Annotated in this window: 23 protein-coding genes; 14 read left to right on the forward strand and 9 right to left on the reverse strand. The window is 68.7% G+C overall.

Annotated elements, in window-relative coordinates:
* The first annotated feature begins 67 nt into the window (after nucleotides 1-67).
* The 3 genes from LAJ50_RS09575 to LAJ50_RS09585 are packed head-to-tail and all read left to right on the forward strand — an operon-like array spanning nucleotide 68 to nucleotide 1,409.
* A complete protein-coding gene (locus LAJ50_RS09575; RefSeq protein ID WP_138654441.1) occupies nucleotides 68-349 on the forward strand; it encodes a hypothetical protein in 282 nt (93 codons plus the stop codon).
* A gap of 21 nt (nucleotides 350-370) precedes the next feature.
* Nucleotides 371-1,009: a glutathione S-transferase family protein gene (locus tag LAJ50_RS09580; RefSeq protein ID WP_130552059.1), complete on the forward strand. Its 639-nt coding sequence runs from the start codon at nucleotides 371-373 to the stop codon at nucleotides 1,007-1,009.
* Between the two features lie 25 nt (nucleotides 1,010-1,034).
* A complete protein-coding gene (locus tag LAJ50_RS09585; RefSeq protein WP_138654443.1) occupies nucleotides 1,035-1,409 on the forward strand; it encodes a hypothetical protein in 375 nt (124 codons plus the stop codon).
* Between the two features lie 3 nt (nucleotides 1,410-1,412).
* On the opposite strand, the gene arsC is transcribed toward LAJ50_RS09585, so the two are convergent.
* The gene (arsC, locus tag LAJ50_RS09590) at nucleotides 1,413-1,793 is read right to left on the reverse strand and encodes an arsenate reductase (glutaredoxin) (RefSeq protein WP_130552057.1); all 381 of its coding nucleotides are present in this window, start codon (nucleotides 1,791-1,793) and stop codon (nucleotides 1,413-1,415) included.
* 214 nt (nucleotides 1,794-2,007) lie between these two features.
* Here arsC and LAJ50_RS09595 point away from each other — a divergent pair, with 214 nt between their 5' ends.
* Nucleotides 2,008-2,496: a redoxin domain-containing protein gene (locus tag LAJ50_RS09595; protein ID WP_138654445.1), complete on the forward strand. Its 489-nt coding sequence runs from the start codon at nucleotides 2,008-2,010 to the stop codon at nucleotides 2,494-2,496.
* Nucleotides 2,497-2,526: 30 nt separating this feature from the next.
* Nucleotides 2,527-3,063: a thioredoxin domain-containing protein gene (locus LAJ50_RS09600; RefSeq protein WP_138654447.1), complete on the forward strand. Its 537-nt coding sequence runs from the start codon at nucleotides 2,527-2,529 to the stop codon at nucleotides 3,061-3,063.
* A 37-nt stretch (nucleotides 3,064-3,100) separates the two neighbouring features.
* Here LAJ50_RS09600 and LAJ50_RS09605 read toward each other — a convergent pair whose 3' ends face one another.
* The 3 genes from LAJ50_RS09605 to LAJ50_RS09615 all read right to left on the reverse strand — a co-directional run bounded on the left by LAJ50_RS09605 (nucleotide 3,101) and on the right by LAJ50_RS09615 (nucleotide 6,208).
* Nucleotides 3,101-4,237 carry a phospholipase A gene (locus LAJ50_RS09605; protein ID WP_130552054.1) on the reverse strand — a complete coding sequence of 379 codons (1,137 nt, stop codon included), beginning with the start codon at nucleotides 4,235-4,237 and terminating at the stop codon, nucleotides 3,101-3,103.
* Entirely contained in the window at nucleotides 4,234-5,499 is a 1,266-nt protein-coding gene (locus LAJ50_RS09610) for a phospholipase D-like domain-containing protein (protein WP_165424164.1), read from the reverse strand. The genes LAJ50_RS09605 and LAJ50_RS09610 overlap by 4 nt, the downstream gene beginning before the upstream one ends.
* A 241-nt stretch (nucleotides 5,500-5,740) precedes the next feature.
* Nucleotides 5,741-6,208, reverse strand: coding sequence for a DUF456 domain-containing protein (locus LAJ50_RS09615; RefSeq protein ID WP_138654455.1), 468 nt, complete (start codon nucleotides 6,206-6,208; stop codon nucleotides 5,741-5,743).
* A 248-nt stretch (nucleotides 6,209-6,456) separates the two neighbouring features.
* On the opposite strand from LAJ50_RS09615, the gene LAJ50_RS09620 reads away from it, so the two are divergent.
* The gene (locus LAJ50_RS09620) at nucleotides 6,457-6,666 is read left to right on the forward strand and encodes a cold-shock protein (RefSeq protein WP_130552053.1); all 210 of its coding nucleotides are present in this window, start codon (nucleotides 6,457-6,459) and stop codon (nucleotides 6,664-6,666) included.
* Nucleotides 6,667-6,756: 90 nt separating this feature from the next.
* On the opposite strand, the gene LAJ50_RS09625 is transcribed toward LAJ50_RS09620, so the two are convergent.
* Together LAJ50_RS09625 and LAJ50_RS09630 are read right to left on the reverse strand one after the other, a co-directional pair.
* Nucleotides 6,757-7,236, reverse strand: a complete 480-nt coding sequence (locus LAJ50_RS09625) for a glycine zipper 2TM domain-containing protein (protein ID WP_130552052.1) — start codon at nucleotides 7,234-7,236, stop codon at nucleotides 6,757-6,759.
* Between the two features lie 160 nt (nucleotides 7,237-7,396).
* The gene (locus LAJ50_RS09630) at nucleotides 7,397-7,813 is read right to left on the reverse strand and encodes a hypothetical protein (protein ID WP_130552051.1); all 417 of its coding nucleotides are present in this window, start codon (nucleotides 7,811-7,813) and stop codon (nucleotides 7,397-7,399) included.
* A gap of 69 nt (nucleotides 7,814-7,882) precedes the next feature.
* Here LAJ50_RS09630 and LAJ50_RS09635 point away from each other — a divergent pair, with 69 nt between their 5' ends.
* Complete coding sequence (locus tag LAJ50_RS09635; RefSeq protein WP_130552050.1) at nucleotides 7,883-8,728, forward strand: tRNA threonylcarbamoyladenosine dehydratase; 846 nt, start codon at nucleotides 7,883-7,885, stop codon at nucleotides 8,726-8,728.
* 77 nt (nucleotides 8,729-8,805) lie between these two features.
* Here the strand turns inward: LAJ50_RS09635 and LAJ50_RS09640 are convergent, their stop codons facing one another.
* A complete protein-coding gene (locus tag LAJ50_RS09640; RefSeq protein WP_224096534.1) occupies nucleotides 8,806-9,570 on the reverse strand; it encodes a TatD family hydrolase in 765 nt (254 codons plus the stop codon).
* A gap of 4 nt (nucleotides 9,571-9,574) precedes the next feature.
* Nucleotides 9,575-9,799, reverse strand: coding sequence for a DUF6116 family protein (locus LAJ50_RS09645; protein WP_130552049.1), 225 nt, complete (start codon nucleotides 9,797-9,799; stop codon nucleotides 9,575-9,577).
* Nucleotides 9,800-9,965: 166 nt separating this feature from the next.
* Between LAJ50_RS09645 and LAJ50_RS09650 the strand changes: the two genes are divergently transcribed.
* From LAJ50_RS09650 to LAJ50_RS09660, 3 genes are all read left to right on the forward strand, one after another.
* Nucleotides 9,966-10,790, forward strand: coding sequence for a glycine zipper 2TM domain-containing protein (locus LAJ50_RS09650; protein WP_130552048.1), 825 nt, complete (start codon nucleotides 9,966-9,968; stop codon nucleotides 10,788-10,790).
* Between the two features lie 223 nt (nucleotides 10,791-11,013).
* Entirely contained in the window at nucleotides 11,014-13,602 is a 2,589-nt protein-coding gene (locus LAJ50_RS09655) for a DUF3857 domain-containing protein (protein ID WP_165424163.1), read from the forward strand.
* 255 nt (nucleotides 13,603-13,857) lie between these two features.
* Nucleotides 13,858-14,484, forward strand: a complete 627-nt coding sequence (locus tag LAJ50_RS09660) for a glutathione S-transferase family protein (protein WP_130552046.1) — start codon at nucleotides 13,858-13,860, stop codon at nucleotides 14,482-14,484.
* A 13-nt stretch (nucleotides 14,485-14,497) separates the two neighbouring features.
* Here the strand turns inward: LAJ50_RS09660 and LAJ50_RS09665 are convergent, their stop codons facing one another.
* Nucleotides 14,498-15,295 (reverse strand): folate-binding protein, encoded by a 798-nt coding sequence (locus tag LAJ50_RS09665; RefSeq protein WP_328590698.1) that lies wholly within the window; start codon nucleotides 15,293-15,295, stop codon nucleotides 14,498-14,500.
* Between the two features lie 105 nt (nucleotides 15,296-15,400).
* Between LAJ50_RS09665 and LAJ50_RS09670 the strand changes: the two genes are divergently transcribed.
* From LAJ50_RS09670 to sdhA, 4 genes are all read left to right on the forward strand, one after another.
* Entirely contained in the window at nucleotides 15,401-15,553 is a 153-nt protein-coding gene (locus LAJ50_RS09670; RefSeq protein WP_130518053.1) for a DUF1674 domain-containing protein, read from the forward strand.
* A gap of 73 nt (nucleotides 15,554-15,626) precedes the next feature.
* Nucleotides 15,627-16,022, forward strand: a complete 396-nt coding sequence (sdhC, locus tag LAJ50_RS09675; protein WP_130552044.1) for a succinate dehydrogenase, cytochrome b556 subunit — start codon at nucleotides 15,627-15,629, stop codon at nucleotides 16,020-16,022.
* Nucleotides 16,019-16,399: a succinate dehydrogenase, hydrophobic membrane anchor protein gene (gene sdhD / locus LAJ50_RS09680; RefSeq protein ID WP_130552043.1), complete on the forward strand. Its 381-nt coding sequence runs from the start codon at nucleotides 16,019-16,021 to the stop codon at nucleotides 16,397-16,399. Before sdhC ends, sdhD begins: the two co-directional genes overlap by 4 nt.
* A 7-nt stretch (nucleotides 16,400-16,406) precedes the next feature.
* On the forward strand, nucleotides 16,407-18,200 hold the full coding sequence (gene sdhA / locus LAJ50_RS09685) for a succinate dehydrogenase flavoprotein subunit (protein WP_130552042.1): 1,794 nt from the start codon (nucleotides 16,407-16,409) through the stop codon (nucleotides 18,198-18,200).
* The last annotated feature ends 66 nt before the right edge of the window (nucleotides 18,201-18,266 follow it).

Raw genomic sequence — 18,266 nt, forward strand, 5'->3', positions numbered from 1 at the left:
CAACGCGTGCAGCAGCGCAGGGCCGGCGTGCATACTCCGGCCCTGTTCGTTTGTGGCAGGAGGGGCGATGAAGACATGGATCCTGGCAGCGTGCCTGCCGCTGTTGGCCGCCTGCGCCAGCGCCGATCCCGGCCCGTGGGAGACCACGCTGCTGCGCCCGGCCACCCCGCAAGGCCAGGCCTGCGCGCGCCAGTGCGACACGCTGCGCGCGGCCTGCACCGGTGCACCGATCCGCAGCGCGCCGGCCACGCTCGGCAGCCAGCCCGATCCCAAGCCCACCGCGGCCTCCTGCGCGACCACGTACCGCGACTGCGTGCTGGATTGCGGCGGGCGCCTGGTCGGCGACTGAAACCCCAACAAGGCCGCGCTCATGACCGACACCATCCTCTACTACAGCCCCAGCACCGCCAGCCTGGTCGTGCACTGGCTGCTGATCGAACTGGATATCCCGCACCGCCTGGAACTGGTCGACTTCGACACCGGCGCGCAGCGCTCGCCCGAATACCTCAGGCTCAATCCGCAGGGACGCGTGCCCACGCTGGTGCTGGACGGGCAGGTGCTGACCGAGTCGGCCGCGATCGCCATGCACCTGGCCGATCTGCATCCGCGGGCCGGCCTGGCCCCGGCCATCGGCACCCCGGAGCGCGCCGCCTACTACCGTTGGCTGTTCTTCTGCGCCTACACGCTGATGCCGGCGTATCGCAGCTGGTTCTACCCCGACGAACCGGCGGGCGAGGCCAATATCGAACCGGTCAAGGCCGCCGCGCGCGCATCGCTGGAATACGCCTGGCAGCAGGTGGCCGATCACCTGGAAGCCAACGGCCCCTACCTGCTGGGCGAGCGGCGCAGCGCGGCCGACTTCGTGCTGACCATGCTGATGCGCTGGTCGCGCTACATGCCCCGGCCCACCGACGACTGGCCCGTGCTCGAGGCCTTCGCCGCGCGGATGAAGGCGCTGCCGTCCTTCCACGAGGCCTACCGCCGCGAAGGCATTACCGACTGGCAGTAGCCGGTCGACGCCAGGGAGCGTGATGATGAAAAAAGGACTGTTGATCCACGCCGCGGCGATCCTGCTGTGCGCCGCGGCGCTGAGCGGCTGCCTGGCCGACAAGGTGCATCGGCCGGCCAGTGCGGCCGGCGCCATCTGCGCCGAGCAGTGCGACCAGCAGCGCCTGCAGTGCAACGACGCGGCCGAGTCCTCGGCGCTGAGCGCGCGGGGCAGTTGCCAGGCGCGGCGGGATCACGTCGAGCAGCGGTGCTCGCCCTGGGTCAAGGATGCCGACAAGCAGCGCTGCCAGCTGGCGAACAATCCGGACGGCCCGACATGCAGCGATCCCAGTCCCGATTACGGCAGCTGTACCGCGACCTGGCGCACCTGCATCACCTCATGTGGCGGCTGGTTCGAATAGCCTTCAGTCCGCCAGCAGTTCCAGCACCTGCTCCGGCGGCCGACACAGCCGCGTGCCACGCGCGGTGATCACGATCGGCCGGTTGATCAGCACCGGCTTGCGCAGCATCGCTTCGATCAGCGCCGCATCGTCGATGCCCGGATCATCTAGGCCCAGCTGCGCGTACTCGGGCTCCTTGCGGCGCATGAGTTCGCGCAATGGCTGGCCGGTGGCCGCCAGCGTCGCGACCAGCGTGGCGCGATCCGGCGGATCGTTGAGGTAGTCGACGATGTGCGGCTCGATGCCGGCCTGGCGGATCAGCTCCAGCGTCCCGCGCGAGGTGCCGCAGCGGGGGTTGTGCCAGATCACCACGGTCTGCGGAGCAAGGCCCGGCGTGTGGCTCATCGGGCGTCACCTTCGTGCTGTGGGGCGCGCGGGGGCTCGGTGCCGAGATCGTGCATCGTGGAGTTCCTTGAGAAAGGCTGGGACGGCCGGCCATTCTACGTGCCGCCAAGGACAGGTTAGCGGCCGAGCCCGCGCGCCAAGGCCGGCATTCCTGACATCCTGTTCGCGGGCGCTGGGCGACAGTGGGCCACATCCCATCGGCAGGAGCGCTGCCATGTCCACCACGGACAGTCCCGAAGCCATTCTCCCGGCCGGTACCCAGGCGCCGGATTTCAGTCTCAACGCCACACCCGACCAGGCGCTCGCCTTGCATGAGCTGCGCGGCCGGCCGGTCGTCCTGGTGTTCTATCCGGCGGACTGGAGCGCGGTGTGCGGCGACGAGCTGGCGCTGTTCAACACCGCGCTGCCCATGATCGCCAGGTCCAAGGCCACGGTGCTCGGTATCTCGGTGGACAGCGTCTGGTGCCACCAGGCCTTCATCGCCGACCGCAAGCTGGGATTCGAGCTGCTGTCGGACTTCGAACCCAAGGGGGCCGTGGCGCGACGCTACGGCGCCTACGATGCCGAGCATGGCTACTGCAAGCGCGCCCTGTTCGTGATCGACGCGCAGGGCACGATCGCCTGGAGCTATCTCTCGCCCACCGCGATCAATCCCGGCGTGGACGGCGTCCTCGACGCGCTCGACGCGTTGCCCAAAGGCTGAAGGCCGATCCGGCCGCATCAGGAGAATCCCATGTCCACGCTTCGCATCCCGGTCGGCGCCGACGACCATGCCCATGGTCCGGCCGATGCGCCGGTCACGCTGGTCGAATACGCCGATTACCAGTGTCCTTACTGCGCCCAGGCCTTTCCGGTCGTGCGCGAGCTGAAGGCCCGCTTCGGCGACGACCTGCGGCTGGTATTCCGCAACTTCCCGCTGGCCGACGCGCATCCCCAGGCGCTCCCCGCTGCGCTGGTGGCCGAGTTCGCCGGCCAGCACGGCAAGTTCTGGCCGGCCCACGATGCGCTGTACGAAAACCAGGAGCGGCTCGGCGAATCGCTGTACGCCGAACTCCTGGAAAATCTGGGCCTGGGGGCCGACGCGCTTGAGTCGGCGCTGCAGTCGCGGACGCTGCTCGAGCGCGTCCAGGCCGATCTGGACGGCGGCCTGCGCAGTGGCGTGAACGGCACGCCGGCGTTCTTCATCAACGGTCAGCGCTACGACGTGCGCAGTGGCTTCGATGAACTGGCGGCGCCGATCGAGGCGCTGATCGCCCAATCGACCGGCTGAGGCGCGCTGGCGCGCCGCGGCGCGCCAGCCCCGGAACTCAGTACCACTCCAGCAGCGAGATACCCAGGCCGATGTAGGTGGCCTTGTGGTTGTAGTCGATCAGGCTCTCGCCGTAACCGTGGAAGATCTCGATATGGCCGCGCAGGTTGCGGTCGATCGGGAAGCCCCACGAAGCCTGCAGCGCGCCGTGCGATTCGTCGCCGCCGCGCAGCGAATGCCGGCCCATCAGCGAGAACTCGTGGCCATCGTGGCTGTAGGTCAGCGTGGCGTCGCCACGGCCCATGTAGTTCTCGATGTCCGGATTGTCGTCGTCGTGGCCCTCCGGGATGCGGTACCACGGCCGCACCACCAGCGCCCAGTTGTCGCGGTCGAAGCCGATCATGCCGATCACCCGGTTCCAGCTGCGCGAGAGCGGGTCGCCACGGCCATTGGACTGGTGGTTGAGGCTCAGCCCGGCCAGGCGCCCGTGCCAGTCGCCGAGCGTGTAGTTGGTGCGGAACACCATCATCACCTCCGGCTCGTAGTTGGTCTCGCGGAACGGGCGCGAGGCCTCGCTGTTGTAGGTCTGCCAGCGCGAGCTCTGCGTATAGCCGCCCCAGATGTCGCCGTTGTCGCCGAACAGGTTCTCCACGAACTTGGTCTTGAAGCTCAGCTGGAACTTGGTCTCGACGCTCTGCAGGTCCTGCGCCACGGTCACCGTGTTGTCCGGGTTGGGCGAGGAGGGCATCTCGTTCTTCTTCGACGTCCAGAACGCCGGCAGCAGGTAGACCGGCTTGTAGGCGCGCATCTGGAACACGCCCAGCTTGGAGTTGGCGGCCAGCTCCCAGCGCGAATCCAGCAGCGATCCCTTGCCGGCGTTGGCCAGCGCCGCGTCGTAGTCGTCGTTGGCGTACATCGAACCGCCTTGCCGCCTGGCCTTGGCGTTGCTGGCGTCCAGCTCCTTCTGCTCCTTGGCGATGCTGGCCGCCGCATCGGCCTGCGCGGTGCTGGGTGCGACCCGCTTGATCGCCGTGTCGTAACAGGCCAGGCGCTGGGCGTCGACGGTGATCAGACCGCAGGCCTCGACCGAGGCCGGGGTGATGGTGGTGGTGCCGTCCTGGGCAGCCGCGACGCCGGGCGCGGCGGCAACGCACAGCAGGGACAAGAGTCGGGGCAGGGGGTGCGGGCGGCTCATAGCTGTGACCTGATGGGAAGAATGAGGGTTTCGAACAGTTTCTCCCGCAGCGGCCGTGCGCGCCAGCGCTGCAGGGAGTAGGGCGTGGCCTGGGCGAGATCGGCCTCGAACAGGGTGGTCATGCGTTCGGCCAGCGCCGGATCGTAGACGTTGAGGCTGGCCTCGTCGTTGAGCCGGAACGAGCGGATGTCGAAGTTGGTCGATCCCACCGACACCAGCAGGCCATCGACGATCAGCAGCTTGGTGTGCAGCATCGTCGGCTGGTACTCGCTGATCTGGATACCGGCCTCCAGCAGTGGCCCCCAGCTGGCCCTCGACGCCAGCCGGACCGAGGCCGAGTCGATGTGCGGACCGGGCAGCAGCACGCGGACCTCCACGCCGCGCGAGCGCGCCGCCAACAGCGCTTCGGTGATCAACGCATCGGGCACGAAGTAGGCCGCGGCCAGGTCGATCCTGCGCGTGGCCGCGGCGATGGCCAGCAGGTACATCAGGTGCATGCTCTCGCTGCCGCCGGCTGGCGACGCCAGGAACAGCTGCGCCGGGCTCTCGCCCACCGGGTCCAACTGCGGATAGAACGCCTCGCCGTCGAGCACACGGCCGGTGGACTTGATCCAGTTGTCGTTGAAGGCGGTCTGCACCTGCGCCACGACCGGCCCTTCGATGCGGTAATGCGTATCGCGCCAGTGCGCCGGGTCCTGCGCGTGCCCCAGCCACTGGTCGGCCACGCCGACGCCGCCGGTGAAGCCGACACGGCCATCGATCACCAGCAGCTTGCGGTGGGTGCGGTTGTTGATCCGGTGCAGGTTGTACCAGGCCAGCGGGCGGTAGCGATGCACCTCGACGCCGGCCTGTTCCATCTCCTCGACCAGGCGAGGGTCCATCTTCAGGCTGCCCCCCCAGTCGATGGTCACCTTGACCTGCACGCCGTGGCGGGCGCGCTCGGCCAGCGCCTGGCTGAACTCTCGACCGATCCGGCCGGACCAGTAGATGTAGGTCTCGAAGGTGATGGTCCGCTGCGCGGCGCCAATGGCGTCCAGCATCGCCGGGAAGATCTCATCCCCGTCGTTGAGCACCTCGATGCGGTTGCCTTGGGTGATGGCCGGGCCCAGCAGCACCGACATCTCGCGCATGAACTGCGGATCCTCCACGCCATGGCGGTGCGGCGGCACGTGCCCGAGCTTTTTCTCCGGCGTGGCGAAGTTCAACGCGAGCAGCACCACCACCAGCGTCAGCACCACGGCCGCCGCGATCATCCACGCCATGCGCACCACATCCCCGATCCCCGTAGGCCGCCGCGGGCCCAATGCGACAGGATTCTGGCAAAGCCACCTTCACGTCGCGCGTGAAGGCCCCGGCGCAAACCCGCCCGCGCTTCGTATGCCCCTGCCGCGGCGGTTGCGAATCCCGGAGCGCCTTTCCCGCGACGCTACCCTCGTTCCCGCGGACGCGCGAACGCATCGGCGTTCATGCGGGCCACCAGCGACCCGTGCTGCCCGCCCCGCGCTAGTAGAACCAGGCCACCAGAAACACCGCCAGCATCGCCAGCGCCAGTCCCACCTTCAGCACCACGCCCACCACCAGGCCGATCCAGGTCGCCAGCCCCACCTTGCTGGCCTGGCGCAATTCGCGCCCGTGCATCAGCTCGCCGACCAGGGCGCCGGCGAAGGGCCCGACCAGCAGGCCCAACGGCATGAAGAACATGCCCAGCACGGTGCCGATGACCGAGCCGACAATGGCCAGGCGGCTGGCGCCGACCCGCTGCGCGCCCATGGCGGTGGACAGCACGTCCACCGCCAGCGACAGCGCGGTGAGCAGCCCCAGCACGGTCAGCGTGACCCAGCCGACCTGCTCGAATCCGCCGGCCCATGCCGCCAGCAACATGCCGGCGAAGGCCAGCGGAAGTCCCGGAAGTACCGGCAGCACCACCCCCAGCACCCCGGCGAGGATCATCAGCGCCGCCAATCCGTACATCAGCGTCTGTAATGGCACTTCTTTTTCCTTTGCGAACAGTGGGTTATGGATTACTGAACCTGCGTTGAAGGGCGTTGCTTTTTCATTTTGGCCGCGCTACTGTCAAACCGCTGCGTTTGCCAAGGTCACCGTGAATCGTGGCCTGATGCGGTAGATCCAAAGATCCGCTACATCGTCGTACCTCGGCTCCTCCTTGCAACCAGCCGCCCGACCCGGCGTAACCAACCCCTGTTCCAAGGAGATCCGTAATGGCAGAGCGCGAAACCGGAACCGTGAAATGGTTCAACGATGCGAAGGGCTTTGGCTTCATCAGCCGTGAGAACGGCGAAGACGTATTCGTGCACTTCCGTGCCATCCAGACCCAGGGCTTCAAGAGCCTCAAGGAAGGCCAGAAGGTGACCTTTACCGTGGTCCAGGGCCAGAAGGGTCTGCAGGCCGACGCCGTACAGCCGGTCTGACCGCGCGGGTCGTTCCCCCGCGGCCAGCTCGAACGAAAAAGCCCGGCGAGCGCCGGGCTTTTTCATGCCTGCCATCCTGGCCGATGGCGATCAGCGGATGACGACTCGGCCGTTGACCACGCGCACGTACGTGTTCTCGGTCACGCCGCCCAGGTCGCGCTGGTTGATCACGATGGTGCGGCCATCGTCCATGCGCACGGTGACGTCATAGGTATCGCCGGTGACGCGGTCTTGGATGGCGTTGCCGGCCAGCGCGCCGCCGACCGCACCGGCGACGGCCGCCACGTTCTTGTTGCCCTTGCTGCCGCCGGTCTCCTTGGAGATTTGACGGCCGGCCACTGCGCCGACGATGCCGCCCAGCACCGCACCGGTGCCGGTGGGCGCGCTGCGGTTGGAGGACACCGGATCGATGCGGGTGACGATGCCGCAGTCGGCGCAGTAGCGCGACGAGGCGGACGGATAGGAGGAGCCGCGGTAGTCGTCGCGATACCCGTAGTTCGGGCTGGTGGTGGCGCAGCCCGCCAGGGTCAGCGCGCCAGCGCTCATCAGGACGAGAGTTTTGAACTGCATCGGATGACTCCTTCGCCCCGTGGGCGTGCCAGGTGGGATGCGGCCAGCGCCGCGTGCCCGGCATCGTGTTGTCATCGCCATGAACGCGGCATCAACTGAAACCGCTTGCGACGCGCCCGATCGGAGACCACATCAGACGCCGTTCATCCTCCGCCGCCGATCAGCGCGCGAAGTCGTCGTGGCAGGCCTTGCAGGCATCGCCGATGCGCGCGGCCACGGCCTTGGTGTCCGGGCAGCCGACCGGCGGTGCCGACAGCGCGCCGTCCAGCGTCGCCCGCAGCTGGCCGGCGTGGGTGACGAAACGCGCGTCCTCGGCCAGGTCGGGGAACGCCGTCTCCAGGTCGTTGCTGACCGCGCGCAGCGTCTGCAGCCGGGGCAGGGCGTCGCTGGCCGTGCAGCGGTTGGCCGCCAGGTTCGCCTTGAGCACGTCGGTCTGCTTGGCCATTACATGCATCACGCTGTCCGGGAACGGATCCTGCCGCGCCTGCAGTGCGCGCATGGCCATCACCGTGGCCACGCCGCCAACCAGCAGGCCGAGCAGGAACAGGAACAGGAAACGGGATGCTTGGCTGGCCATGGGGGCGTGCTCCTTGGGACGGTGTGATCGATGGTACGACGGCCGCAGCCGCGCTCCTACAATAGCGGCATGAACGCCGCCGCCTCGCCAACTGTCAGCCCTGTCACCACGCTCTGGAAAGAACGCTTCGCAGGCGTGGATCGCCTCTACGGCGTCGGCGCAGTCGAACGCCTGTCCCAGCGCGCGGTCGCGGTGATCGGCATGGGCGGCGTCGGATCGTGGGTGGTGGAAGCCCTGGCGCGCAGCGGCGTGGGCAGGCTGGTGCTGATCGACGCCGACGACATCTGCCTGTCCAACACCAACCGTCAGCTGCCGGCGCTGGACGGGCAGTACGGCCGCAACAAGGTCGTGGTGATGGCCGAACGCTGTCGCGCGATCAATCCGGAGATCCAGCTGGACGTCGTCGAGGCATTCCTGACCTCGTCCAACCTGGAAGCGCTGCTGGGTCAGCCGCTGGACCTGGTGATCGACGCCTGCGACAGCTTCCGCACCAAGGTCGAGGCCATCGCCTGGTGCCGGCGCCGAAAGCTGCCGATGATCACCGTCGGCTCGGCCGGCGGGCGCACCGACGCTACCCAGGTCCGCGTGCGCGACCTCTCGCGCACCGAACATGATGCGATGCTGGCGCTGGTGCGCAAGAAGCTGCGCGCCGAGTTCAACTTTCCTCGCAACCCGCAGCGCTACTTCGGCGTGTCGGCGATCTATTCGCTGCAGAACGTGCAGTACCCGCAGGCCGACGGCAGCGTGTGCGGACTGCGGCCGGTGCTGGGTGCCGAGGCGGCGCTGAAGCTGGACTGCGGCGCGGGGCTGGGCGCGGCCACGCACGTCACCGGCACCTTCGCCTTCGCCGCGGCGGGACGGGCGCTGGAACTGTTGCTCAAGCCGCGCAGGGAAGATGCGCCGTCGATGGCGTAGGTCGCCGGCGTTCGCCATCCGCGAAGAGCCCGGGCGTCGTACCCCAGCTCAGGCCGAGCGCGCTGCGGTGCCGGTGTTCACTCCGGAAGCCCGAACAGCCGCGTCGCGTTCTCGGACGTGACGCGCGCGATGTCCTCGTAGGGCTGGTCGCGCAGTTCGGCGATGACCTCGCACACGCGCGTGAGGCGCGCCGGTTCGTTGCGCTGGCCGCGATGGTCGGCATCGGGCTGATCCGGCGCATCGGTCTCCAGCAGCAGATGCTCCAGCGGCATGGTCGCGGCCAGGCGGCGCAGGCGCTGGGCGCGTGCATAGGTCACCGGTCCCCCCAGGCCGATCATGAAGCCGTTGTCCCACAGTTGCCGGGCCTGCTCCTCGCTGCCGGCGTAGCTGTGCACCACGCCACGCAGGCCACCGACCTTGCGGATCGCCACGATCACCGCCTCCACCGCGCGTCGTGCATGCACGATCAGCGGCAGGTCGAACTCGCGCGCCAGCGCCAGCTGGCCCTGGAAGTAGGTCTGCTGCGTGTCCGGATCCAGCGTCTCGACGAAGAAGTCCAGCCCGCACTCGCCGATGGCCACCGGGCGTTCGCGTTCGATCCACTCGCGCAGCAGCGTCAGGTGGGCCGGCGCGTGCGCGTCCAGGAACATCGGATGCAGGCCATAGGCCGGGTACAGCCCCGCCTCGTCCTTGCACAGCGCGCGCAGCGCCGGCCAGCCCGCGGCATCGATCGCCGGGACGACCTGGCGCCGGACCCCGGCCGCCCGCGCGCGGGCGATCACCGCCTCGCGGTCGCCGTCGAACTCCCCGGCGTCGAGATGGCAGTGGCTGTCGGTCAGCACGCGATCAGCGCGCCGAACGTGGCCGCGCGTCCAGCGAAGGCGAGGCGCGGCGATCCTTCCAGTTGGCCAGCAGCAGCGTTCCCAGGCCCAGCAGGATCTCGTCCACGAACGGAATCACGTCCGGTACCACCAGGTCTACCGCGAACAGCAGCGCGGTGAGCTTGAACAGGGTGGGATGGCGCAGCCGGCGCGCCCAGCGCAGCAGCGGGGAAACAAGGGGACTCGGCATGGCGAGCCTCGCGGTGAGGTGGACAGGGAAACGCTATCACGCCGCTGCGCAGGCGCGCGTTTAGCGGAAAGCGGGTTTCGGCGATGTCGTTCGATGCCTTGTTCAGCTTCGTGCGACAACAATCCGCCCCAACACAGTGCGGGCACGGCCCGTGATGGAGAGCGTCATGAAGAACACCACCACCCTGATCCTGGTTGGCGCTGGGGCGCTGCTGTTCGGCGGCGTTGCTACAGCGGCCTATATGAACCATCGCACCTCGGCGCAGACCTTCGCCACCACCCCCGAGGGGGAGATGGCGGCGACCACGCCGCTGGAAAACGGCGACGCCATGCCCGTCAGCGCGGTGCCGACCGGCACGCAGGTCGATTACGCCGACATCGTCAACGTCGTGCCGATCACGCAACGCGGCACGCTGTACGCCACGGTGATCGGCACCGACCCGGTGCGTGAGACCACCACCACCACGACCCCGCGCGAGGTCTGCCAGGATGTGGTGGTCAACGAGCGTCTGCCCGAGCGCGACGGCAACGTCGGCGGCACGGTGGCCGGCGCGCTGATCGGCGGCCTGGTCGGCCATCAGATCGGCGGCGGCAACGGCCGCGACCTGGCCACGGCCGCGGGCGCGGTCGCCGGCGGCTTCGCCGGCAACCGCATCGATCGCAACCACGTCGGTGGCCGCGTCGTGCAGCGCACCGAGCGCCAGTGCCACACCGAGAACGCCACCTCCGAATCCTCGCGCGTGACCGGCTACAACGTGACCTACCGCAATCCGGATGGCACCACCGGCACCATGCGCATGGACGAGAAGCCCGGCAGCCGCATCGCCATGGGCAAGTCCAGCGAAGTCACCGGCTACAACGTGACCTACCGCTACGACGGCACTGAGAAGACCGTGCGCCTGGACCGCAAGCCGGACTCGGATCGCCTGCCGGTCATCGACGGCCGCGTGGTCACCCAGACCGCGGCACTGGATTCCAGCCCGCGCGGCTGATCGCCCGCAGCAACTGGTGCGACAGGAAGGGCCGGCTCGAAAGAGCCGGCCCTTTTCGCATGCGAGGCGGATCGTCGGCGCCCCCGCGTCCTACAATGGGGCGCGCGCCGCCCGGACGATGCCTCGACATCGATGGTCCGGCGGCGAACGGGGCGCAGCAACAGGAACCGCCCGCCAGCAGGCGGGCCATGGGGAAGGGATGATTGGCAGGGTTGGGTTTTGCATGGCGCTGTGGCTGGCGGTCGCGGCGATGGCAGGGGCGCGGGATCGTCCGGACATGGCGGCCACGCCGGCCTGGGTCGCCGACGAGCCGGCGCAAGCCGGCCGTCCTGCATCGGTAGCCGGCAATCTTCGGTACGAGGTCGTTTCCGACCAGGTCGACCTGACCGGTGCCAAGCCGGTCTGGTACCGGCATATCGGGTTCACCGTGCTGCGCGAGCAGGGGCTGACCAACGGCGGAAACTTCAGCGTCGATTACCAGCCGGACTACCAGCGCCTGGTGTTGACCCGGCTGGAGGTGCTGCGCGACGGTCGCCGCGTCGACATGCGGGACCGTGCCAGCTATGCCCGCCTGCGCCGGGAGCAGCAGCTCGACTCGGGACTGCTGGACGGGCAGGTCACGCTGAACGTCACGGTGCCCGACCTGCGGGTCGGCGACCGGCTCGACTACAGCTTCATGGTGATCGGGCAGAACCCGATCTTCGGATCCGCCTACTACGACGCCTTCGATGCGCGCTACGGCGTGCCGATCGGCTGGCGGCGTGTCCGGGTGCGCTATCCGCAGGGTCGCCCCGTGCTTGCGCAGGTGAGCGTTACGGGATTCGCGATCTCAAGGACCCGCTCCGGCGATGTCGAGACGCTGGATATCACCGCGCGGGACCTGCCGTCGGTGATCGAGCCGGAAGATACGCCGGCCGGTTACGACAGCTTCGGGACCGTCAGCCTGTCCACGGCCAGGAGCTGGGCCGACATCGTGGACTGGGCCGCGCCGCTGTATCCGCGCGCCTTCCGGGATCCCGCCGTGGCGTCTGCGATGGCCTCGCAGCTCAAGCTGGATCCGGCCCAGCCGGAGGCGTCGTTGCAGCGCGCCACGGCCTTCGTGCAGGGCCAGATCCGTTACACCGGCCTGGATATGGGCGTCAATTCGCATGCGCCGCACGCGCCGGAGGCCACGCTCGCCGACCGGCTGGGCGACTGCAAGGACAAGGCAACCCTGCTGGTCGCGCTGCTTGGGCTCGCCGGTGTGCGCGCCGAGCCTGTCCTGGTCAACACCCGGCCCGGGAAGGAACTGCGCCAGGCGCAGCCGTCGGCCAACCTGTTCGATCATGTCGTCGTGCGCGCCCACCTGCCTGGTGGCGCGGTGTGGATCGATGCCACCCGCGACCGCGAGTTCGGTCCCCTGAACGAGCGCCTGGCGCTGCCTTATCGCGTCGGCTTGCCGCTGGTGGCGGGGGGCGGTGCACTGGTCGATATCCCATACCCGTTGCCGGCCAAGCCGCAGGTCGAGGTGTCCGAGCGTGTGCAGGTCCGCTCCACGGATGCCGGTTACGAGACCACGTTCGATCTGACCACCCGCTACCGGCAGGGCGAGGGCGAGTCGGTCGCGTCCGCATACCTGCGCAACGGTGCTCAGGCCACGGGCGAGCGCTATCTCAAGTACATGCGGGATTTCTACGACGGTCTCTCCGCCCTGGGCAAACCCGTCATGCAGGAGGCCGGCGAGGGCGTCGTCGAGATGCACGAGCGGTATCGCCTGACGTGGAAACGCGTCGACGGGAGCGTGCTCAATCTCTGGCTGTTCCAGCTCAACGACTGGATGACCAAGCTGCCCGATCAGGCGCGCGGCACGCCGCACGCGCTGCGCGGGCCGCGTTTCGCGGTGCAGACCATGAAAGTGCAGGCCGGGGACGGCTTCCGCATCCCGGATGAGCGCGAGGTTGTCGAAAACCCGTGGTTCCGCTTCGTGCGCAGTACGCACGTGGAAGGCGGGACACTGCGCATCACGGGAGAGTGGACGCGCCTGGCCACCCAGATTCCGGCGAGCGGCATGGAACGCGCGGCGCGGGACATGGCCCAGGCCCGCGAGCTGCTGGTCTTCCCGCTGGAGCTGGACGCACGGCAGGCGCTTTGGGGAAGTTGGCGAGACTGGCGCTGGCCGTTCGCCGGCCTGCTGGTGACCGGCCTGCTGGTCCTGGCGTGCTATCCGTTCCGCCGCGGCGGCCTGCCGATGTCGGCCTTGTTCGCGCCGCGGCATGCCGCCCTGGCGGTCCCGGCAAGACCCTGGAGCATGGCCTGTGCCTGGATGGCGTACTTCGGCGTGACCTATTTCGACATGGCCGCCGACCGGCTTGCGGGCGGCACGAAAGTGCCGATCCAGCTGGTCGCGCTTGGCCTGGTCTTCGCCGCCGTCATCGGTGGCTGGCTGCGGGTCGCCGTCGGCGCAGGTCTGCTACGGATGGCATTCGGTTGGTTGCGATGCAAGGCCGCGACATTCGACGGCATTCGACAGGCGCTGGTGGTCGCGGCCTTTTCCATGCTGCCCTTCACGTTGGGTGCGGTGGTGGCCTTGCAGGGCCACGTAACCTGGCTGAACAGCTCGGAAGCGTTCGACAGCGCTCGATTCCCCGGCCAGCTGATGGCGGGCCTGCTCATGCTGTGCGGATTGGGATGGTGGCTGGTCTCGACCATCCATGCGCTCGCGGCGAGCGCGGCGACATCGCGGCGGCGTGCGCTGGCGGGGATCGCGATCGTCGTTGGCGTGGTGCTGCTGGTGCTCGGGGTGGTGGTGGGCATCGTGAGGCTGGCCCGCTGAGGGCGAGCGAGCCGGCGCGCAGTGCCGCCGCACGGCGGGGCTGGGAAGCCGCGGGTTACCCGCGTCGCTGGCTGCGCCGACGCGGCGGGAAGACGGCGGTCACCTGGGCCGTGGCGCCCGCTCCGGGCCCGTGCGCCTGACCATGTGAGGCCTTGTCGGACTGCGTGGTCGGCGTCGCTCAGTGCGCCGACGACACCCAGGCCCGAGGATGGAGCCTGCACAATAGTTCGTGGCCAAGGCACGGGTGGAGCGGCGATGACGATCAAGGTGTATGGCATGTCCTCCTCGGGCAATTGCCACAAGGTGCGCATGGCGCTGTCGCTGCTGCAGCGTCCGTGCAAGTGGGTCGAGGTGGACAGCGCGGCGGGGCAGACGCGCACGCCGGACTTCCTGGCCAGGAATCCCAATGGCCGCGTGCCGATCCTCGAGCGCGAGGACGGGCAGGTGCTGGCCGAATCCAACGCGATCCTGTGCTGGCTGGCCGAAGGCAGCGCCCTGGTGCCGGCCGATCCCTGGCAGCGGGCGCAGGTGCTGGCGTGGATGTTCTTCGAGCAGTACAGCCACGAGCCGTATGTCGCCGTGGCGCGCTTCATCCGCGGCTGGCTGCCGCCGGATTCGCCGCGGCACGCGGATCTGCCGCGCCTGCGCGAACGTGCCGCCGAAGCGCTGGCGGTGATGGAGCGTCATCTGGAAGCGCACGACTGGTTCGGTGCGCAGACGCTGTCGATCGCCGACCTGGCGCTGTTCGCCTACACCCACTGCGCCGACGATGGCGGCGTATCGCTGGAGGCCTTCCCGAAGGTCCGGGCCTGGCTGACCCGGATGCTCGCCATCGACGGGATCGCCCCGATGCCCAAGCCGCCGCGCCTGCTGCGCGCCTGAGCGGGGCGCCGGGTCAGCGCGCCAGGCCGTCGAGCAGGGTGCGCTGGCGAAGGGGCTGGTCGCCGCTGTGCAGGACGGTCGTCGGGTGGTCCAGCGGCAGGACCGCCAGCACCGGGCCCGGCGCGCGATGGCTGGCACCAACCACCTGGCCGACCTCGCGCTCGGTGTCGGACACCGGCGCGCCTGGCTGCAGCAGGGCATCGCTTTCCAGCAGGGCGAGGCCGCGCTTGGCCTTGCCGAGGAAGTGCGTCCGGGCCACGATTTCCTGACCGGGGTAGCAGCCCTTCTTGACGCTGAAGGCGCGCAGACGATCCAGCGATAGCTGCTGCGGGGTCCATTGCTCGCGCTGGCTGGCTTCCAGGCGCGGCAGGCCGTGCGCCAGGTCCAGGTCGCGCCAGCGCTCCAGCGCGGCGACATCGGCATCGCCGGAACTCCTGCCCAGCAGGAGCGTGCGCGGCTGGTGGGCGCTGCCGACATCCATGGCGATCCCGGCCTCGTCCGGGGCGAGCAGGGCGCCCTGCGCAGTCGTCGACGCGGCGAACAGGCCCAGGGGATGCAGGTCGGCCGCGACGGCCACGACCACCTTCCGGCGGAACACGAAGCGCTTGAGCGCCGTGGCCAGTTCGATGGCCGGCACATCCGGGACGACCAGCACCAGTCGGTCGGCGGCCAGGCGCAGTGCCGCGAACAGCGCGATTACCCGTCCCTTGGGCGTCAGCCAGGCGTTCCACTGCCAGCGGCCATCCTCCAGCGCATGCAGGTCGTTGGCGAACTGCGCCTGCGCGAACGCCACCGCATCCGCACCCTCCAGAGTGACCACGCCGTGGTCGGGGAGGGCAAAGGCCCGTTCACTGGGATTTGCGTGGTTGTCAGTCAAGATCGTGAGGATTAACATTTTGTGCGTTGCGAGACTCACATGATAGGCCAAACCCCTCCCACCCCCGTCCCCGAGCCTGAAACGCAGAAGCCCGAACAGGCTCCGGCGCAGAAGGAGATCGGCGGCCGCGACGGCCCCGAGCCGACCCGTTACGGGGACTGGGAAAAGAACGGGCGCTGCATCGACTTCTGAAAGTCGAATCCACGGCGCCTTCCAGCCAACGCGGCCTCTCCCGACCGCCCAGCCGAGACTAAGAGCCAATCCAATGGCGACACGTCAACGTCCGCTTTCCCCGCACCTGCAGGTGTATCGCTGGCAGATCCAGATGGCCACGTCCATCCTGCATCGCGCCACCGGCATCATCCTGTCCCTCGGCGCTCTGCTGATCGCCGCAGCACTGGTCTCGCTGGCTTCCGGCCCCGACGCGTGGGCCTGGATCTCGGCCCAGGCGGGCAGCTGGTACGGGCTGGTCTTCCTGTTCCTGTGGACCTGGGCCTTCACCTATCACCTGCTCAACGGCATCCGCCACCTGGCGCAGGACGGCGGCCTGGGCTATGCGGTCGCGGCGTTCGTGCGCAACGGCTGGCTGGTCAGCGCCGGTAGCCTGGTCCTGGCGGTGCTGATCTGGGGCGGTGTGCTGGCCAAGGGAGGTGTGGCATGAGTTTCCGCAACCCGCTCAAGCAGGCCAAGGGCCTGGGCTCGGCGCACGCGGGCCTGCACCACTGGGTGGTGCAGCGCTATACCGCGGTGGCCCTGATCTTCCTAGGGCTGTGGTTCGTCTATTTCGTGATCGGCCTGATCCACGCCGACTACCTGGCCGCCACCGACGCCATCGCCCGGCCGTGGAACGCCACGCTCATGGTGGCCTTCCTGATCGCGACGTTCTGGCACGCGCAGCTGGGCCTCCAGGTGATCCTGGAGGATTACGTGCATACCCCGCTGACGGCCTTCGTGTCGCAGCTGCTGGTCCGTTTCGTCTGCTTCCTCGGTGCGCTGGCCAGCGTGTTCGCCGTGGTCCGCATCGCTCTGGGGAACTAACGCCGCCATGTCTTCCGCATACAAGATCACCGAACACAAATACGACATGGTCGTGGTCGGCGCCGGCGGCGCGGGCCTGCGCGCCACCTTCGGCCTGGCCGCCAAGGGCCTGTCCACGGTCTGCCTGACCAAGGTGTTCCCGACCCGTTCGCACACCGTGGCCGCGCAGGGCGGCATCTCCGCCGCGCTCGGCAACATGGGCGAGGACGATTGGCGCTACCACTTCTACGACACCATCAAGGGCTCGGACTGGCTGGGCGACCAGGACGCCATCGAGTACATGGTGCGCGAGGCGATTCCGGCGATCATCGAGCTGGAGCACTACGGCGTGCCGTTCTCGCGCACCGAGGCGGGCAAGATCTACCAGCGCCCGTTCGGCGGCATGACCACCAAGTACGGCGAGGGCCCGGCGGCGCAGCGCACCTGCGCGGCGGCCGACCGCACCGGCCATGCCATGCTGCACACGCTGTACCAGCAGTCGCTGGCGCACAACGCGCGCTTCATGATCGAGTACTTCGCGCTCGACCTGATCTTCGACGAGGAGGGCGTGTGCCGCGGTGTGCTGGCCCTGGACATGGCCGAAGGCACGCTGCACCTGTTCCGCGCCCATGGCGTGGTGCTGGCCACCGGCGGCTACGGCCGCGCCTACTTCAGCGCCACCTCGGCCCATACCTGCACCGGTGACGGCGGCGGTCTGGCCATGCGCGCCGGCCTGCCGATGCAGGACATGGAGTTCGTGCAGTTCCATCCGACCGGCATCTACGGCGCGGGCTGCCTGATCACCGAGGGCGTGCGCGGCGAAGGCGGCATCCTGCGCAACTCCAGCGGCGAGCGCTTCATGGAGCGCTACGCGCCGCACTACAAGGACCTGGCCTCGCGCGACGTCGTGGCGCGCTCGATGACCATCGAGATCCGCGAGGGCCGCGGCGTGGGCGAGCACAAGGACCACATCCTGCTCGACCTGACCCACCTGGGCCCGGAAGTCATCCACGAGAAGCTGCCCGGCATCGCCGAGAGCGCGCGCATCTTCGCCGGTGTGGACGTGTCCAAGGAGCCGATCCCGGTGCTGCCGACCGTGCACTACAACATGGGCGGCATCCCGACCAACTACCACGGCGAAGTGGTGCGCAAGGTCGGCGACGACCCGGACGCGGTGGTGCCCGGCCTGTACGCCATCGGCGAGGCGGCCTGCGTGTCGGTGCATGGCGCCAACCGCCTGGGTTCCAACTCGCTGCTGGACCTGGTGGTGTTCGGTCGCGCGGTGGCCAACCGCTGCGCCGAGACGATCCGGCCCAACCAGTCGCACAAGACCCTGCCGTCGGACGCCTGCGATAAGGCGCTGGGCCTGCTGGACAAGCTGCGCCACGCCAATGGCGACACGCCGACCTCGGTCATCCGCGACAACATGCAGCGCACGATGCAGGCCGACGCGGCCGTGTTCCGCACCAGCAAGACGCTGGCCGAGGGCTGCGAGAAGATGGCCAAGGTGTTCGACAGCTTCCAGGACGTGAAGGTCTCCGACCGTTCGCTGGTGTGGAACTCGGACCTGATCGAGACCTACGAGCTCAACAACCTGCTGCTCAATGCGGTGGCCACGATCAACTCGGCCGAACAGCGCCACGAGAGCCGCGGCGCGCATGCGCACGAGGACTACCCCGAGCGCGACGACGTCAACTGGCAGAAGCACACGCTGGTCAATGTCGACGAGCAGGGCAAGTGCAGCTTCGACTACCGTCCGGTGCACATGTACACGCTCACCAAGGACGTGGACGTGGTCCCGCCGAAGCCGCGCGTTTACTGACCAGAGCCGGGATTGGGGATTGGTGATACGGGATTCGAAAACGTTTCGCTTCCTGCTCTCAACCCC

Source organism: Pseudoxanthomonas sp. X-1 (assembly GCF_020042665.1).
In the GTDB taxonomy this organism is placed as follows: domain Bacteria; phylum Pseudomonadota; class Gammaproteobacteria; order Xanthomonadales; family Xanthomonadaceae; genus Pseudoxanthomonas_A; species Pseudoxanthomonas_A spadix_A.

Excerpts from the sequence above, each read along its gene's own strand:
- LAJ50_RS09575 (WP_138654441.1), top strand. The coding sequence starts at position 68 with ATGAAGACATGGATCCTGGCAGCGTGCCTGCCGCTGTTGGCCGCCTGC.
- LAJ50_RS09580 (WP_130552059.1), top strand. The coding sequence starts at position 371 with ATGACCGACACCATCCTCTACTACAGCCCCAGCACCGCCAGCCTGGTC.
- LAJ50_RS09585 (WP_138654443.1), top strand. The coding sequence starts at position 1,035 with ATGAAAAAAGGACTGTTGATCCACGCCGCGGCGATCCTGCTGTGCGCC.
- arsC (WP_130552057.1), bottom strand. The coding sequence starts at position 1,793 with ATGAGCCACACGCCGGGCCTTGCTCCGCAGACCGTGGTGATCTGGCAC.
- LAJ50_RS09595 (WP_138654445.1), top strand. The coding sequence starts at position 2,008 with ATGTCCACCACGGACAGTCCCGAAGCCATTCTCCCGGCCGGTACCCAG.
- LAJ50_RS09600 (WP_138654447.1), top strand. The coding sequence starts at position 2,527 with ATGTCCACGCTTCGCATCCCGGTCGGCGCCGACGACCATGCCCATGGT.
- LAJ50_RS09605 (WP_130552054.1), bottom strand. The coding sequence starts at position 4,237 with ATGAGCCGCCCGCACCCCCTGCCCCGACTCTTGTCCCTGCTGTGCGTT.
- LAJ50_RS09610 (WP_165424164.1), bottom strand. The coding sequence starts at position 5,499 with ATGGCGTGGATGATCGCGGCGGCCGTGGTGCTGACGCTGGTGGTGGTG.
- LAJ50_RS09615 (WP_138654455.1), bottom strand. The coding sequence starts at position 6,208 with ATGTACGGATTGGCGGCGCTGATGATCCTCGCCGGGGTGCTGGGGGTG.
- LAJ50_RS09620 (WP_130552053.1), top strand. The coding sequence starts at position 6,457 with ATGGCAGAGCGCGAAACCGGAACCGTGAAATGGTTCAACGATGCGAAG.
- LAJ50_RS09625 (WP_130552052.1), bottom strand. The coding sequence starts at position 7,236 with ATGCAGTTCAAAACTCTCGTCCTGATGAGCGCTGGCGCGCTGACCCTG.
- LAJ50_RS09630 (WP_130552051.1), bottom strand. The coding sequence starts at position 7,813 with ATGGCCAGCCAAGCATCCCGTTTCCTGTTCCTGTTCCTGCTCGGCCTG.
- LAJ50_RS09635 (WP_130552050.1), top strand. The coding sequence starts at position 7,883 with ATGAACGCCGCCGCCTCGCCAACTGTCAGCCCTGTCACCACGCTCTGG.
- LAJ50_RS09645 (WP_130552049.1), bottom strand. The coding sequence starts at position 9,799 with ATGCCGAGTCCCCTTGTTTCCCCGCTGCTGCGCTGGGCGCGCCGGCTG.
- LAJ50_RS09650 (WP_130552048.1), top strand. The coding sequence starts at position 9,966 with ATGAAGAACACCACCACCCTGATCCTGGTTGGCGCTGGGGCGCTGCTG.
- LAJ50_RS09655 (WP_165424163.1), top strand. The coding sequence starts at position 11,014 with ATGGCGCTGTGGCTGGCGGTCGCGGCGATGGCAGGGGCGCGGGATCGT.
- LAJ50_RS09660 (WP_130552046.1), top strand. The coding sequence starts at position 13,858 with ATGACGATCAAGGTGTATGGCATGTCCTCCTCGGGCAATTGCCACAAG.
- LAJ50_RS09670 (WP_130518053.1), top strand. The coding sequence starts at position 15,401 with ATGATAGGCCAAACCCCTCCCACCCCCGTCCCCGAGCCTGAAACGCAG.
- sdhC (WP_130552044.1), top strand. The coding sequence starts at position 15,627 with ATGGCGACACGTCAACGTCCGCTTTCCCCGCACCTGCAGGTGTATCGC.
- sdhD (WP_130552043.1), top strand. The coding sequence starts at position 16,019 with ATGAGTTTCCGCAACCCGCTCAAGCAGGCCAAGGGCCTGGGCTCGGCG.
- sdhA (WP_130552042.1), top strand. The coding sequence starts at position 16,407 with ATGTCTTCCGCATACAAGATCACCGAACACAAATACGACATGGTCGTG.